Source organism: Treponema zioleckii (assembly GCF_014737315.1).
GTDB lineage: Bacteria > Spirochaetota > Spirochaetia > Treponematales > Treponemataceae > Treponema_D > Treponema_D zioleckii.
Genome location: NZ_JPUF01000040.1, coordinates 19,255 through 36,156 on the forward strand (window position 1 = coordinate 19,255; position 16,902 = coordinate 36,156).

Sequence of the window (16,902 nt, forward strand, 5' to 3'; positions counted from 1 at the left end):
AACCGAAAATCAGGCGAAATTCGGGCAAACAAGAAAAACGAATGCCCGAACAGAAATCTATTTTTGTGTGAATTATCCTAAGAATCATTCACCAAGAAGCTTTTTAGCCTCTATGAATTCCGAAATACCGACCGCAACTTTTTTTGCCTCGCGCATTGCAAGAACAACAGTTGCAGGCTTATGAACAACATCACCACCGGCAAAAATACCACGGCGAGTAGACATTCCGTACGGTCTCTGCCTTGTGATTACATAGCCAGACTCATCGGCATCAATTCCCTCTGTGGTGCTCAAAATTCTTGCAGCCGGTCTTGAACCAATCGCAAGCAAAATTTTGTTTGCCGGAAGAACAACCTCTCCCTCCGGTGTCTGACATTTCAATCCTGTAACCCGACCGTTTTCGCCAACAAATTCAACAGGAGCATGTTCCCATTTGAACGAAACGCCATCTTTTATAGCTCCCTCGTACTCGGCTTTTGCAGCACGCATAAACTCTTCAGTCTTGCGGTAGGCAACCGTTACGGAAGCAGCCTTCATGCGCACAGCCGTTCGGCAAGCATCCATCGCAACATTTCCGGCACCAATAACAACAACATTGTCGCCCTCTTCAACAGGAACCTCAGTTTTTTCAACGTTGCCGTCCTGATACAAACGAACCATTCTAAGGAAGTAATTCGACTGAATAACTCCCGTAAGATCCTTTCCCGGAAGGTCAAGTGATTTTGCAAGAGCAGTTCCAGTACCGATGAAAACGGCATCAAAACCGTCCTTAAACAGTTCATCCACAGTAAGGTCCCTTCCGATAACTGTGTTCGTAATATATTTTACGCCAAGCTCCTCAATTTTTTTCGTAGTTCGGCGAACAACGTCTTTTGGAAGACGGAATTCAGGAATTCCATAAAGAAGGACTCCGCCCGGTTCACTCTCGCTCTCGTAAACTACAACTTCGTAGCCTTTTCTAGCAAGATCACCAGCAACAGTCAAGCCGGCCGGTCCTGAACCAATTACAGCAACTTTACCTTCGATTTTCTGAATTTTATTATCTTTGGCAAGTTTTGCATCGGCTTCGAAATCAGCGACGAATCGCTCAATCTTTCCGATATGAATCGCTTTTCCAGCTTTATTAAGAACACAATGTCCTTCGCACTGGTTTTCGTGAGGACAAACACGTCCACAAATTGCAGGAAGATTACTTCTCTGCGAAATAATACTGAATGCATCACCAAAGTTTCCCAAAGAAACTGCATGGTTGAATGCAGGAATATCATTTTCGATAGGACATCCCGTTCTACAAAGCGGTTTTGGACAATTCAAACAACGGCGTGCCTCTGCGACAGCCTCTGCAATTGAATAGCCTTCGATTTCTTCCTTCTCCATAAATTGTTTTTTTTACCTCTGAAAATAAAATTACTCTCACTATAGTATATCGAAATGCAAGGTAAAAAGCAAAGAAATAATGCTTATAAACTTAAGTCAATTTTAACTATATCAGTCTACTACAAATAGAGTGATTCCGTAAACTTTTTTTATGCCAAGATTCTTTAAAATTCTCGAACAAGCCTCCAAAGTCGCGCCTGTAGTCAAAACGTCATCAATAAGAACGACTGAATCAGGAAACTCACCGCCGAACCGTTTTTTTATGCGCGAAATTATTTTTTCACCTGCGTCTCCGTATGCCCCGGCAATCGTGCCCAAACGCTGAACGCGGTCAAGTTTTTTCTGCTGAGTCCTAGAATATCTCTTCAAAAGTGAAAGAATCGGTACGTGCCAGCCTTTGCTCAGAAAAAAACACAATTCCTCAATTTGATCCCAGCCTTTCGAGCGGATTTTTCCAGGGCGAGGCGGAACCGGAACGACAAAAAGTTTTTCTTGCAACTGCGATTCGATTTTTTTTAATTCAAGATGAACCAGCCAGGCAAAAATCGGGGAAAGACTACGTTTTTCTTGAATTTTCCATTCAAACAGAAGATTTTTTTTCCACAATCGATAAGATTTGCTCAAAAAAATTCCGTCCATTGACTTTATAGTCGGATTGGTTCGGCAAACTGAACAAAATTCAATTTCGCTCACCAGCGGTTTTCCGCAAATCTTGCACCGGCACGACGGACTTTCTTCCACAAAGATTTTTAGGCAATTTTTGCACAACGGAAGGTAGGAAGTTTTTTGCCCGCAACGAACGCATTTTTCTCCGCCAGAAAGAATACCGGCAACGAAACGCAAAAAACTTATCAGAATCCAATAAAACTCGAAAATTCTGTTCTCAAAACGAAAAGGTCTTAAATATCCCATATATATTTTACTTCCGTTTTTTTGAACGATTTTTCAAATTCCAAAGATAATATCTTATTTATAACAAAAGATTATATAAATCAATAACTAATCGGCACAGTGACTATACCGATTAGTTATTTTTATTTGCTATTAGGCTTATCTGCCAGAAAGTGCGCTCTTCCACCTTGAAACAAAATCCAATGCCTGACGCGGAGTCATGTCATCAGGATCGCATGAAAGGATTTCATCAAGAATCAATTCCTCGTCAGAAAAAAGACCCGGCATAGTCGCAGACATTTTTGAATTTTTTTCAGGCTCGCTTGAAACCGTAGAAGTTTCGATAATCACTCCGCCTTCATTTTCGGCTGCTTTTTGCAAGCCAGCAAGAATTTCTGACGCACGATTTATGACAGACTCAGGGATTCCCGCAAGGGTTGCAACATGAATTCCGTAAGAATTTTCCGCGGCTCCAGCTGTAATTTTCCTTAAAAATACGACAGAGCCATTTCCCTCGCTCACAGCCATGCACAAAAGTTTTAAGGCAGAATGTTTCATTCTTGTAAGCTCATGGTAGTGTGTCGCAAAGAGAGTTTTGCACTTTACGGTGTTCAAAAGATATTCAGAAACCGCCCACGCGATTGAAAGTCCGTCTTCCGTGGAAGTTCCACGACCGACTTCATCCATAATCACAAGGGATTTTTTTGTAGCTTCACGCAAAATATAGGCAGTCTCCGTCATTTCAACAAGAAAAGTTGACTCCCCGCGAGCAAGATTGTCGCTCGCACCAACGCGGCAAAAAATTCTGTCAACAATTCCGACGCGGGCAAACGAAGCCGGAACGAAGGAACCAATCTGCGCCATGAGCGCGATTAAGGCATTTTGCCGCAAGTAAGTGGATTTTCCCGCCATGTTCGGGCCAGTTATCAGACCAAACGAAGGAATCGTTCCGTCCTGATCAGAAGAAATTTCAATATCATTCGGAACGAATTCTCCGCCCGGCAAATGCAGCTCCACCACAGGATGACGGCCGTCTTTTACGATAAAATCAGCACTCTCGTCAACCAGAGGACGAACCCAATTGTGCAGAACAGCCGCATAAGCGAGAGCAGAAGTTACGTCCGTGTAAGCAATATGATGCGCAGTCTGCAAAAGATACGGCACGAATTCTGATATTTTGGAACGTATCTCAATGAACAAATCGCGTTCAGTCTCAATAATACGGCTGTCAGCCTCATTAATTTGTTTTTCAAGTTCCTGAAGTCTCGGAGTCGTGTAACGGTCTGCATTCGTCAAAGCTCGCCGCAACACAAAATACGGCGGAACCTGAGAAGCTTTTCCACGAGAGATCTCAATGTAATAGCCAGAAAGTGAATTTGAACGGATACGAAGATTCGCAATTCCGGTTTTCTCTTTTTCTTCCTCTGCATACTCTGCAAGGATTTTATTTACGTTGTCATGCAGATTTCTGTATTCATCAAGTTTTTCGGACCAACCTTCTTTTATAATCCGGCCCTCCGTAAGACTAGTCGCGGGATCTTCAAGAATCGAATCATTTATTAAGCCTGCAATCTGACGGGCAAGCGTCAAATCCAAATCATCAATGTCGTGAAAATTATTTTTGAGTGTCTCGCTCACTTCAAGCCAAATTTCAAGACTCGCACGCAGAGCCTGCAAATCTTTCGCATGAGCGCGTTCCATTGCGACACGACCTGCAAGACGTTCAATATCAAGAATCGAAGAAAATTTTTCGTGAACAAAATCCAAAAGTTCCCGATTTTTTACAAAGCTTTCCACATGATTCTGGCGGGACTCGATTTCGGAAAGATTTCTGAGCGGATAAAAAAGCCAGTTCCTAAGCATTCGCTTGCCCATCGCAGTCTGAGTGTGAGAAAGACATTCGAGCAACGAAAATTTATCTGAACCGTCACGAAGATTCGCAGTAATTTCCAAATTTCGGCGAGAAGACTCATCCAGCATCACGAACTGGTCGTCATGGTAGATTTTTATGCCACTTACGTGCGGCGTTGTCGTTATCGTCGTTTTTTGAAGATAATCCAGCAAGAATCCTGCAGGGGCAACTTCCGGCGAAGTTTCTTCAAGGGAAAATGATTTTAAATTTGCCGTCTTGAACTGATTTATAAGATGCTTGTAAGAAACCTTTTGGTCAAAATTCCAGTCAGGATAATACGAGACAGCTATTTTTTCATCATTTTCGAGGATATTCTGAACGATTTTGTTTGTTCTGAGACTTTCTGGAAGCAAAAGTTCTTTTGGCCGGCTTCTTCCAAGTTCCTTAGAAAAATTTTTCGCCAAATCAGAAGTTTTAAAAGAAGTCGCAAAAAAATCAGCCGTGGTAACATCGATAAAAGCAAATGCGGATTTTACCTTCCCAACGACAAGGCACGAAAGAAAATTGTTCGAACCGCCTTCGAGATATGAACTTTCGATTGCCGTACCAGGCGTTATGACTTCAATAACTTTTCGCTCTGTAAGACCTTTGCCAGTAACTTCACCGACCTGCTCACAAATTGCAATACGTTTTCCGCAACGCAAAAGGCGTGCAATGTAAATTTTTACGGCATGAAAAGGAATCCCGCACATCGGTTTTGCACCTCTGTGGGTAAGCGTAAGATTCAAAAGACGAGACACCTCAATTGCATCATCGTCAAACATTTCATAAAAATCGCCCAGACGAAAGAAAAGCACCTCATCGAGGTGCTGCTCTTTTATACTCTGGTACTGAATCATCAATGGAGTATCTGCTCCAGATTGCGAGCGGGCCTGAACAGACCCCGCCACAACAGTATCTTTATTTCTTCCCATGAGATTATTATTTAAGTCCCATTTCCTTAATTACTTTCGCAGTAATATCAACTGACTGACTGTACCACAAGATTCCGGCATCCTGCTGCAAACTAAGAATCATTCCATATCCTTCGCTTTCTGCTGTACGACGAATTGCCGAAATCATTTTTTTGTAGAACGCGTCATTTGTCTGCAAGTTTCTCTTTAATTTATCAAGCTCAAGATTCTTTGCTTTTGTGTAATCTGTAAGACTTTTTGTTTTCTTTGTAATGTCAGCCTGCAAACGCTCAATTTCAGTTTCGTTTCCAATTTTCAACACGTTATCCAAAGATTCCTGTAAACTCTTAATTTCTTTTGTACGTCGTGAAACTTCTCGCTGCGCGGCAGCTTTTTTAGTTTCATAATCACGAACAGCTTTTGATTGCTTAAAATAAGTTTCATAAATACGAGCTGTGTCTACAACGCCAAAAATAGTAATCTGCTGCTGTGCAAAAATACCACTACAAGCAAAAAGCGCGATAGCCCCGATCACAAGAAGTTTCTTAAGATTCATATTAAAATCCTCGCTAAAAATCTTATGGATGAGAGAATCAAAATGGAAATAAAAACTTTTTAAAATTCAATCATTCCAAAAAATAGACATCCTAAAATCAAGAATATCTTAAACATAAATATAGCTTATAAAAAAATAATAATCTATATGACATCTCCAAAAACTCCAATTTTGGATTCTATTAGAGATGTGTATTTTTAAGTTGACATCAAAGATATTAAAAATTTTAGAGATTTTATATCTTATAACAATTCGCTATTTATTTGCAATATTAAATGAAAGTACAAACTTCCAGTTTTTATCCCAATGCCATTCTCCGTCTCCGGCACCATATTTGTCGCTAGAATCCGTCGAACCAAATTTTCCGGTGTTAGCAAACAGGAGTCTGAGCGGGAACTGAGGAATTGCAAAGCGAATTCCAGGACCTGTACTGAAGAACACATCAGTCTTGTCGATTCCAGCGAACAAGGCTTCCGGAGTGTCTTTTATAACGGCCGCATCTGCAAACCAGTCAACTGCAAGCACACCTGGGACCAAAGGCATACGAAGTTCTACAATGTTGCTCCACATTGCCTTTCCGCGTTTTTTGTTGTAAATGCTCGTCCAACCACGTGCATTGAACATTCCATCAATATAAAGCTGGCTAGACTCACCAATTCCAGTATCAGGAGCAGGGAAGAGCATTGAAAGACCTGAATAGCCCATAAGAACAAGCTTAAAATTCCAGCCTTCTGTTACAGGCAAGTCGCACAAGGTAAAGTATTTTTCCAATTTAGTGTCTGTTCTAAGGAAGAATTCTGATTCAAATGGTGTAAGACCATACCAGGTAAGCCGCTGGCTTGCGAACCAACCTGCAGACGGGTCGTAGTTAATGTTACGTCCGTCCATAGAATAATGAAGGAAAATAGAATTCTGCCATCCCCAAGTATTGGCATATTCACTTACAGATGTGTCGAGCGGAATCAAAATATCTTCATCATAAATATTATTCTTCAAACTGCCCGTAACACCAGTAGAAAGGCTTAAAATAGCCCAGTCTGGCGTCCAGCGATGACCAACTGCAAATGAAAGAGACCACTTGTACTGCTCATAATCCATGTAGTATGAATCAGAGTCAATGTTTCCGTCACCGTCAATCTGCAAGCGGAGAGCTGAAAGGTTTGCATGAGAGAACGAAGTGCTTATAGACGATGTTATAGGAAGTCCCATAAACCAGTTCTGGCTGTAGCTCAAATCGATTGACTGCTCGTCTGTCGCGATTGTGGAAGACACACCAACAGAACGACCAGTTCCACCAATATTGCTGTTTGACCATTTTGCGTACAAAGCGAACGGAAGGTCATCTGGGTCAGAAACCCCGCTGAACGTAACGCCAAGTTCAACAGAAGTTGTTGACTGTTCCTCAACAGTAAATACAAGGTCCACAAGATTTTCTTCAGAGCCTTGAATTACGTCTGGAACTACGGCACTAAAATACTGGAGGTTATAAAGATTTCTCAAACCATTTGTAATTTTATTTTTTGAGAAGATATCACCACTTTCAATAGGAATCTCACGGCGGATAACATCTTCTTTTGTCTTCGTGTTTCCCTTAATCGTAATGTGTTCAACGTGACTTCTTACGTTCTCGGTAATGAGACAAGTGTATGAAATTATATTTTTTTCGGTATCTTTATTAGGTACAGGTTGGAATCTGTTGGAAGTGTATCCGTTTTCGTAATACAAATCCATAATTGCTCCCCAGCCCTCCTGAAACTTTGATTGGTTGAATGTATCGCCAACTTTGAGTTTCATAAGAGAAGAAAGTTTTTCATCAGAGAAAATTTGGTTTCCGTTAAAAGAAATTCCTCCGAACGTGTAAACAGAACCTTCCTGAAGAACAAATGTGATTGTAAGCTCTTTTCGAGATTTTTCTGTATTTACGCTAGTCGCTATATTTACATCAATTACGGAAGCGTCAACATAACCGATTGTCTGGTAATAGGCAACGATTTTTTGTTTGTCCGCTTCAAGCTGAGACTCCTGAAAAGCACCCTTGTTAAAAAGTCCCTGCTCTTTTAATGAAAGAAATTTCTTGAGTTTTTTTGCAGTAACAGTCTTATTTCCGACAAACTCAATAGTTTTGATTACAGTTGAATTACCTTCGCTGATAGAAAAAGTAACTTCAATTCCCTTCTCGGTCGTTTTTGTTTTTGAGCTAACTTTAATGTCCGTAAAACCTTTTCCCAAATAAAGGTCACGAATGGCTCGCTCGTCAATCAAAACTTTGTTCGCAATATAAATATCTTTTTCTTTTACAGAAATTGCTTCTTTAATCTCGGCTGTACGAATCTGGCTGTTTCCAGAAATCACGATTTTATAGATTACAGGTCGTTCTTTTACGTTAAAGACGATTGCGACCGTAGATTTTTTTGCATCTCCGGGCAAAGCTTCCGGCACGATATCATCAAATAAGTCAAGGGCATAAATCCTATCAAGCATCTCAGAAAAAATGTCATCTGAAAAATTCTTTCCGATAAAACCGCTTGTAACGCCGTCTACATCACGGCTGTCTACACTTTTTAACCCTTTGAACGTAACAGATTTGATGATTTTTCCATAAAACCAGCTGCTGTCATCAGCCTCGGCAGTTTTTGAAGTTTCAGCCTCCTCCTGGGCAAAAACAGGGGCGGTCAAAGCTGCACTAAAAACACAGAAAAGGCACAGAAAAGCACAACGTAAAGTTTTCATAAAAACTCCAATTTTTTTAAAACGAATGTTTCCAAGATAATGTTATTGATGTGGAAGGTATCCACGAATTTTTCAATATAGACTCAATATCAGGAGCGGCACCAAAACGAATATCCACAAAAGGGGAAGACATTTCAATACCGAATTCAGGTTGGAATACAAGCCCGTTTATTGAACTTGCACTGTCAATCTTGCTCTCGTCAAAAGTCATATGAAGCATACCATCGACATATACGGAACTGCCGAAGTACTTACCAATATAAACAGTAGAATCGTCCAAAAAGTTACCGAACGTAAAATCTTTATTCTCTGAATTCTGGTTCACACTGTACTTAAAAGCATTCTGCAATACATTTGTACGAACGGAAAATATATCAAAATTGAGGATTTCACGCAATGAGTTTTCGATTTTATCCATAAATTGAGACTGCAAAAGATAGTCGCCGCCGGCAATAATAACGTCTTTTGTGTTCTCCGCATCGGCTGTAATCAACTGTCCGAGCAGATTCATAATTTCAGCCTCGGATTTAGCAGGAGTCGAAGTGAAGACCGGGGTAAGCTGACTTATGAGCTGGTTAGTCACCGAAAGTATGATTTTTACCTGATTTCCACTTTCATCGCGCTCTCGCGTTTCCGCACGCACGGTAATCCGAGGGTCAATCAAGTCCTGAGTCTCATTGAAGACAATTCTACCTTCTCGCAAATAGAAGTTTCGGTTGAGCCATGAAATTTCCCCGCCTCGCAAAGAAACATCGCCCTTCAAAGAAAATTCCTGAGCGTCCGTATCCATATAAATAGAAAGAGGTGAGTTCGGCATTAAAACCGCACGGAGCAACGGTTTGAATACAACCTGAACTTTCTGCCCCGCAATCAAATTTAAATCCGCATAAACGCTGATTGGAGACTTGTTTGAAGCGGTTGATTCCTGATTTTTTTGTGAGTCGTTCTTGTTCATCTGAAGAAGATTTTCCAATGAAAGTTGATTCTGAAGAGACGAAACGACAATATCAACGTCGGTGTTGTCCGCCCGAACGTTACCGGTGATGCTCATTTTGTCAGGAAGCATAAAGCCAATGTTCAAATCAAGGGAAGCGTTTCCTTTGGCGTGAATGAAAGGCAACGTAATATCCGCAGGAATAAATTTATTCTCTTCGGTTCTAAGGTTCATATCAACAGACGAAATAGCCCATCTGTCAAAATACACTTTTGCGTTAAAAATCGCCGAACCTTTTCCAACGGTAACATCGGTATCGTTAAGGTTGGCCTCTCCCAACGCGAGCGAAATGAACATATCGTTGGCTTTTATTGTTTCTTTAGTGAGCATAGGAATATTGAGAGCAAAATTTGAAATGTTGAGACCGCCTACAAATTCCGGGTCCGTCGTGAGTCCCGCAATCTGAACATCACCCGTAAGGATTCCTGAAGGGAACGAAACCACAGGCAAGTTCACGCTTTCAAAAATTTTATTCAAATCACCAAATATATCCCTGAATTCAAGGTCGAGATTATTTTTATTGATGGAACCGTTCAAATTGAAATTCAGGAACGGATTTTCGGCAAGATGCGCAGAAATTTTTCCGTCTGTGCGGTAAACGCCAGAGAAGATTTTTTCGTTGTCGGACTGAATATCAAATTCACCTGGAATATGAGTAACGTTGAGTTTTAAAGGAATCGACTGCTTTAAGGCATTTCCAGAAATTCCTTCGGACTGAATAGAAATCGTGTAGAATTCCGGCAGGGCAAAAATATTCGTCTCGTCCGGATTTTTAACTCCAGTAAATTTGAGCGAAAGAGGAATGCACAGGTCGTAGCCGCCAAGTCTCAAATCCGTGGTGAGCTGGGCATTTCCAGTCTGATTCTTCAAATCCAGATTTGCGATTCCTCCAGAAATTTCCAGAAGAGACCAAGAACCGTCGAGAGAATTCACGTTGATTCCAGTGTCGTCTATTGAGAAATTTCCAGAAGCGAGCAAAGGATAGCCTTTAAGATTAAGCGAAAATTTTTCGACGTCGAGAGAAACAAGCGGATTCATTATCGTTCCGCTCGCAGAAAAAGTTGCGCTCAGCGTGTTGTCTGCACTCTGCTCGTCCAAAAAACGCGACATTGAGAATGAATGAATCGCCCCTTCGGCAGAAACATAAAAATCATTAAAAATATCGCTTTCCGAAAACGGAAGGTGCGAAGGATTAGTCAGGTTTCCGTCAAAAGTGATTTTTTCCGGGCTAATCGGGCTTGAAAGATTTAAGTTCGCATGGATTCCGTCAAAAATTCCGTCGTTAAAATTCCAGAGAACGCTTCCGTCGCCTTCGAGCATTGAAACATCGTCGTTGTAGGCAAGAGTGTTGATTATAAATCCGTATTGGTTCGCATTGCCAGAAAGCGTGATTTTTGGATTAAAGCTGAGTTTTCCGCTGGCTTCCTCAATTTCAAAGTTGATTACGTCAACTCCAAGCCCCGCAATTCCCAGTGAAGTGTCCCATTCGAACATCGACTGGGTTGAGAAAGTGATTACGTTCTTTCCGAGGCTCACAGGAAAATTCCTAAAACTTATGTTGCCAGAAAGTTTTTCGCCCAAAGAAATCATTGCGTCAAAGTCATAATTTCCAGAAACCACGAGCCACTGCGGAGTCATGTTTCCAGAAAAATGATAAGGCACGGAATTTACCGCAAGGTCGCAGTCAAATGAGAATTCGCTGAATCCGTTCAAAAAATCAAGTCCCGCGGTGGCCTGAACGTACTGATTTCCGTACAAAAGGTTGAACTGGCTCAGCTGCATCATTTCGTTGGAACCGTCAACAGCAAACGTAATTACCTGTCGGTCTTTTTTTGTATTCGCAAAAATGCAGGCCGGCGCGTTAAAAGTGAATCCCTTAAAATCCGTTGCGACATACATTTCGCCCGTAAAAATGTACGGTTCAAGATTTTGAGCCGTCTCCGAAAGCGAAGAAGCCGTTTTTTCGTCAAGGAAGAAAGCCGCGGTTTTTACCGCACTGTCGGCAAAAAGGTCGTTAATCATAATCTGACTTTGAAGATACAGATTCTTTCCAAAGAGAAGGCTTCCGTCGATTTTTACGTGGCCAGGCGTGTCGTAATCCGGGTGAGAATAATCGTCAACTTCCACGATAAAATCCACGGACTTTGCAGAAGGAATTACAGAAGCTTGCAAGGCGGTAAAATTCTTTTCGTCCAGGAAAACTTGCAGCGCAAAAAGCTGGAATCCTTTGGAAAGCGGCTCAACGATACATTCGGCAGAAACTTGCCCGCCGTTCGGAAGTTTAAAATAATTCAGGTTCAGATTTCCTGAAGGCTGCATTCTTGGAATGTTGTATCCTCCAGAAAAAACTGCGCTCAAAATCGAGTTGTCCGCAGATAGACGAGAAATGTTCACGTAATTTTTGTTTCCGCTCAGACGCGAACGAATCGTAAACGGCATACCAACAAGCCCCGAAGAAAGGTAAGTCGTCATATTCATTTTGTAGTCAAAAATATTTTTTCCGAATTCAACGCCAGCAGAGCCAGAAAAGCGAGTTCCGTTAAGTTTTCGTAAAAGTTGATTTTTCTGACGGATTTTTACCAGCTGGAACGGGTCAAAATTCTCCGCCGAAATTGAGGCACTGTATTTTTGATTGTCCAAATCCGCCTCGGCAAAAAGCGAGAACGGAAAAACGGAGCGCATCGTTCTGAGCTGGATTTTTGAATCCGAATAGTTTGCGAGCATATCAAGCTGAGAAACGCTGTAATCTGCACCGTCAATGCCAGAAAGATGAATATTCGCGGAACTTCCGTCGATTTCTGGGAAAAGCGTGCCCGAAACGGAAAATGAACAGGCAACGGAGGCACGTTCCCTACCGTTTTTAAGGAATTCGGATTTTGCAGAAACATTTCCAGCCGCCTTGAACGCGATTCCGCTGGACTTTTCTCCGCCGTTGAGCTTTAAATCTTTGAGTGCCAAAAGCGCGTCGTTATTCGCGTCCACGTAATGAATCAAAATATCGCGCAAAAAAATGTCGAACGGAAGGTCAAAATATTTTCCTTCGAGCGTAAAAGGCATTTTTTCTTTGGTCGGGTCATAAATTTTTAGTTTCAGAAGAATATTTTTTATGGTCTCAAAATCAGTTGCGGAATTGTAATCAATTTCGATATTGCTCAGGGTAAGTTTTTCCACCGCAAGAATCGGCTTTGACGAAAAAAAATCAAAAAACTGATAGTCCAGTTTTGCGTTTCGTATCGTAATGATTTTTTTTCCGGTCACAACGTCCGTAAGCTCGATTTCTCGGATGTTCGCAGCAGAAAATATTGATGGCGAAAGCGATTTGTAAGAAAGTTTTAAGCCCGTGAAAGTCTCGACTTTCTGGGAAAGCATGGATTCGATTCTTGAAATTTCTGCGGACAAGCGTGCGTAGATTGGCCTTACCATAAAAAAGACCAAAAACATGAGTAAAATAAAAATTGCGGTGGCAATGCTTATTTTTAGCGCACGAGACTTCATATACAAGTGTATCTATCAAAAGAACTTACGAAAAAGTTTGTAAGTTCTGCAATCATCAATTTTATATTATTGCATTACAAATACAGGCTTAAAAATCTGTTGTTCGTCCGTTGCGGTCACATCCAGTTCCGACCAACTGATTTTTAGTCAACTTTGCATAATGCATAAATAAAAAATCTGTAAAAAATTGTAGTTACAGACGAAAATAGAATAAACTTCTATTATCTATATCAATTTACTTTATTTTCGGAATATTTTATATAGGAAGTTCTAAAAACTTCTGTTTTTTAAGCGAAAGGAAAAATTATGATTTTAAAAAATTTTGTTGTTTTTGAGGGAATTGACGGAGCGGGGACTTCGACCCAAATTAATCTTCTAAAAGACCGCCCGGACGCGGACAGGTTTTTCTTTACTGCGGAACCCACAGCCTCGCCGACCGGAAAATTCTTGCGGCAGGTTTTAAAAGGGGATTTTAAAATCGACGAGCGGACTGCGGCATATCTTTTTGCGGCGGACAGGGCCGAGCATCTTTGGGGAAAAGACGACAGCACTGGCTGCGGAATCGTGCAAAAATGCGCCGAAGGAAAAATCGTAGTGAGCGACAGATATTTTTTTTCGAGTCTCGCCTACCAGAGCGTAAGCTGCGGAGAGGAACTTCCGTCACTTATAAATTCGCCATTTCCTCTTCCAGAAATTCTTTTCTTTTTTGAAATCGCCCCGGAAATTTCTCTTTCAAGAATCGATGACAGAGGAATTCGTGAAATTTACGAAAAAGTCGATTTCTTAAAAGACACCGAAGAACGCTACAAAAAAATCGTAAAAAAATACGAAGAGATGAACACAGGAATGAAAATTGTGAGAATCGACGCTTCCAAAACAAAGGAAGAAGTTTTTAAAACGATTGAAAGCTATTTGCCACGCTAAAATTTGCCGATAGTCAAAAGATGAAAAAACTAAATTCTGATTTTAGATTCAATTTTAATAGATTTCTCTTTTTGCTCACTTTGATTCTGCTGTGCTTGCTGAGCCAAAACAAGGCATTTTCGTACATGATAAAATACAAGGAAGATTACTACAAACTTTTTCATGTGCACTATCAGCAGGCACCGGACGACTGCATTGAGAACATTTATTGGCTTGAAAAGGCTGCAAAAGCTGATTTTGTAAATCCGCTTTACGTGGATTTTAAAATCAACGACGAAAAAGAATGGGAAAAATACCGTTATCTTTTTATGATGCACATAAATTTAAAGCTCATCGAACAGCACATGCGGCTCGGACGGATTTATGACAAACAGGTTGCCCATTTTTATGACCAGCCGTGGACAGATTTGTACATTGAAAACCTGAACAAATCGCTCACATGCTACAAGGCAGGGCTTGCTTACTGGCAAGAAGCGTCTTTGTGGGCAGAAAAAGCGAACACTTCAAAATTCCGATTTTTGATTTTAACGCCAATTCAGAACTGGGAAGACGAGCGAGAGCGAATCGGGAACGGGGAACTTGACTACGAAAAGATTCTCAACCGAGAGATAAAACGAGTTCAAAAAGTAATCGCCGATTTTGAGGCACTAAAAGAAAATAAGGACGCATACTAAAACCATGACGAAAATTTTATTTATTTGCCACGGAAATATTTGCCGCTCGCCAATGGCCGAAATGGTTATGAAAAATCTAGTAAAAAAAGCAGGCCTTGAAAAAGATTTTTACATTGATTCGGCAGCAACCGACCGCGATGAAATTGGCAACGGAATGCACCACGGAACTATAACTGAATTAAAAAAACATGAAATTCCGTTCACGAACCACAGGGCCAGGCTCGTAAAAATCGACGACTACAATGATTTTGACTTTTTAATCTGCATGGACGATGAGAATCTTGCGCACCTAGAGCGCAGGATTGGGAACGACACGGACGGCAAAGTTCACAAACTGCTTGAATACTGCGGGAAGAACCGAGATGTTGCAGACCCGTGGTACACAGGAAATTTTATAGAAACTTACGCAGACGTAACAGAAGGCTGCAAAGCACTTTTAGAGCAGATAACAGTAAAAAATCATTAAAAAAATCCGCGTTTCTATTTACAGAAATGCACAAAATCTATAAAATACCTTAAAACTCAATGATGAGCCGATGATACGGGTGTATTGTCGGCTCATTTTTTTTATTTCGGAGGTAAAAATGAAAAAAATGGTAAAAAGTGTGCTTGCCTCGTTGGCAGCGGTAAGTCTTTTGGCACTTGTTTCTTGCAACGACAAAAAGCAGGAAGCAAAAACAGAAACAGCGACAGGAAGCAAACTCAACGTAATGATTGAAGTTGAGGTTCAGTCACTTGACCCTCAGCAGGCTACAGACGGAACTTCGTTCGAGGTAATTGCAGATTTTACTGACGGTCTCAAACAGATGAACGCCGACGGCTCAACAGCAGACGCTTTGTGTGCTTCGGAGACTGTTTCTGAAGACGGACTTACATACACTTTTAAAATCCGTGACGACGCTTTCTGGTCAAACGGCGACCCTGTAACGGCGGATGACTTCGTATTCGGATGGCAGCGCGCAGTTGACCCAAAAATCGCTTCTGAATACTCATACATGATGAGCGAAATCGGTCAGATTAAAAACTCTTTTGAAATCATCGAAGGAAAACTTCCGATTGAAGAACTTGGCGTAAAAGCATTGGACGAAAAAACTCTTCAGGTTGAGCTTATCGTTCCAGTTTCATATTTTGATTCAATTTTGTACTTCCCTACTTTCTATCCTGTTAACCGCAAATTCTACGAATCTGTTGGCGACACATTCGGAACAAGCGCAAGTACAGTTCTTTCAAACGGCGCATTCATTCTTACGGACTACCAGCCGGCTGCTTTGAGCTTTACTCTCGCAAAGAACGAAAAATACTATGATGCGGCTAACGTTAAGCTTTCTGGTTTGAACTATCAGGTTCTCAAAGATTCACAGCAGGCTCTCATGGCTTACCAGAACGGAAATCTTGACATCGTAAAACTTTCTGGAGACCAGGTTGACCAGATTAAGGACGACCCAGAATTCAAGGCTATCGGTGCAGGATACCTTTGGTACATCAGCCCAATGATGGACAAAGTTCCAGAACTTGCAAACTTGAACTTTAGAAAAGCCCTTTCTTATGCAATCGACCGTGAATCAATCGTAAAGAACGTTGTAAAAGACGGTTCAATGGCAAGCTACACTCCAGTTCCTGCGGAATTCGCTTATTCAAACGAAGGAAAGGATTTTACTACAACTCAGAAAGAATTCCCAGAACTTTGCGACTCAGACACTGCAAAGGCTGCTGAATTCTACGAAGCTGCAAAAGCAGAACTTGGAAAAGACAGCTTCACTTTTGAGATGATTGTTGACGATACAACTGTTCAGCAGAACGTTGCGGCTGTAATCAAAGAGCAGATTGAAAAGACTCTTCCTGGAGTTACAATCAATCTTCGTGTTGAGCCTAAAAAACAGCGTGTAAAAGACATGCAGGACGGAAGTTTTGAGCTTGCTCTCACTCGTTGGGGCCCGGACTACGCCGATCCAATGACTTATCTTGGAATGTGGGTAACAAACAATCCTAACAACTACGGACTTTGGACAAACGCAGAATATGATTCGCTCATTGAAAAATGTGTTACTGGCGAATATTCTCAGAAACCTGCTGAACGCTGGGAAACTTTGAAGGCAGCAGAGAAAATTGTTCTCGAAGACGCAGTAATCATTCCTCTCTATCAGCAGGCTGACGCTTGCATGGTTAACGAGAGCGTAAAGAACATTGAATTCCACCCTGTTGCTTTGAACCGCGTTTACAAGCGGACAACGAAATAAAGGAAGCGCTACAAGTTAACTTTTTAAATTTGAGTAAACTTTGTGCGCTTCCCACTAGTTTTTCTTACGAAAAACTAGTGCTTTGGTGATGCAATTTTAAAAAACGCGCTACAAGTTGACTTTTTAAATTTAAGTGAACTTTGTGCGCTTTCCACTAGTTTTTCTTACGAAAAACTCGCGCTTTGGTGAAGAAACTTTAAAAAAACGACGCTACAAGTT

General features: G+C 41.2%; 10 protein-coding genes. 4 read left to right on the top strand and 6 right to left on the bottom strand.

What is annotated here, in order from left to right:
* Nucleotides 1-84: 84 nt before the first annotated feature.
* The 6 genes from JI65_RS11080 to JI65_RS11105 form a co-directional block, all read right to left on the bottom strand.
* Nucleotides 85-1,377: an NAD(P)-dependent oxidoreductase gene (locus JI65_RS11080; protein WP_191016489.1), complete on the bottom strand. Its 1,293-nt coding sequence runs from the start codon at nt 1,375-1,377 to the stop codon at nt 85-87.
* 111 nt (nt 1,378-1,488) lie between these two features.
* Entirely contained in the window at nt 1,489-2,289 is an 801-nt protein-coding gene (locus JI65_RS11085) for a ComF family protein (RefSeq protein ID WP_191016492.1), read from the bottom strand.
* A 138-nt stretch (nt 2,290-2,427) separates the two neighbouring features.
* Entirely contained in the window at nt 2,428-5,094 is a 2,667-nt protein-coding gene (gene mutS, locus JI65_RS11090) for a DNA mismatch repair protein MutS (protein WP_191016495.1), read from the bottom strand.
* 7 nt (nt 5,095-5,101) lie between these two features.
* Nucleotides 5,102-5,629: an OmpH/Skp family outer membrane protein gene (locus tag JI65_RS11095; RefSeq protein ID WP_191016498.1), complete on the bottom strand. Its 528-nt coding sequence runs from the start codon at nt 5,627-5,629 to the stop codon at nt 5,102-5,104.
* A 255-nt stretch (nt 5,630-5,884) separates the two neighbouring features.
* Complete coding sequence (bamA, locus tag JI65_RS11100; RefSeq protein WP_191016500.1) at nt 5,885-8,359, bottom strand: outer membrane protein assembly factor BamA; 2,475 nt, start codon at nt 8,357-8,359, stop codon at nt 5,885-5,887.
* A 16-nt stretch (nt 8,360-8,375) separates the two neighbouring features.
* Nucleotides 8,376-12,848, bottom strand: coding sequence for a translocation/assembly module TamB domain-containing protein (locus JI65_RS11105; RefSeq protein ID WP_191016503.1), 4,473 nt, complete (start codon nt 12,846-12,848; stop codon nt 8,376-8,378).
* 306 nt (nt 12,849-13,154) lie between these two features.
* Here JI65_RS11105 and tmk point away from each other — a divergent pair, with 306 nt between their 5' ends.
* The 4 genes from tmk to JI65_RS11125 all read left to right on the top strand — a co-directional run bounded on the left by tmk (nt 13,155) and on the right by JI65_RS11125 (nt 16,683).
* Nucleotides 13,155-13,772 carry a dTMP kinase gene (tmk, locus tag JI65_RS11110; RefSeq protein WP_191016505.1) on the top strand — a complete coding sequence of 206 codons (618 nt, stop codon included), beginning with the start codon at nt 13,155-13,157 and terminating at the stop codon, nt 13,770-13,772.
* A gap of 20 nt (nt 13,773-13,792) precedes the next feature.
* Nucleotides 13,793-14,446: a hypothetical protein gene (locus tag JI65_RS11115; RefSeq protein ID WP_242457223.1), complete on the top strand. Its 654-nt coding sequence runs from the start codon at nt 13,793-13,795 to the stop codon at nt 14,444-14,446.
* 4 nt (nt 14,447-14,450) lie between these two features.
* A complete protein-coding gene (locus JI65_RS11120; protein ID WP_191016508.1) occupies nt 14,451-14,912 on the top strand; it encodes a low molecular weight protein-tyrosine-phosphatase in 462 nt (153 codons plus the stop codon).
* 118 nt (nt 14,913-15,030) lie between these two features.
* The gene (locus JI65_RS11125; protein ID WP_191016511.1) at nt 15,031-16,683 is read left to right on the top strand and encodes a peptide ABC transporter substrate-binding protein; all 1,653 of its coding nucleotides are present in this window, start codon (nt 15,031-15,033) and stop codon (nt 16,681-16,683) included.
* The last annotated feature ends 219 nt before the right edge of the window (nt 16,684-16,902 follow it).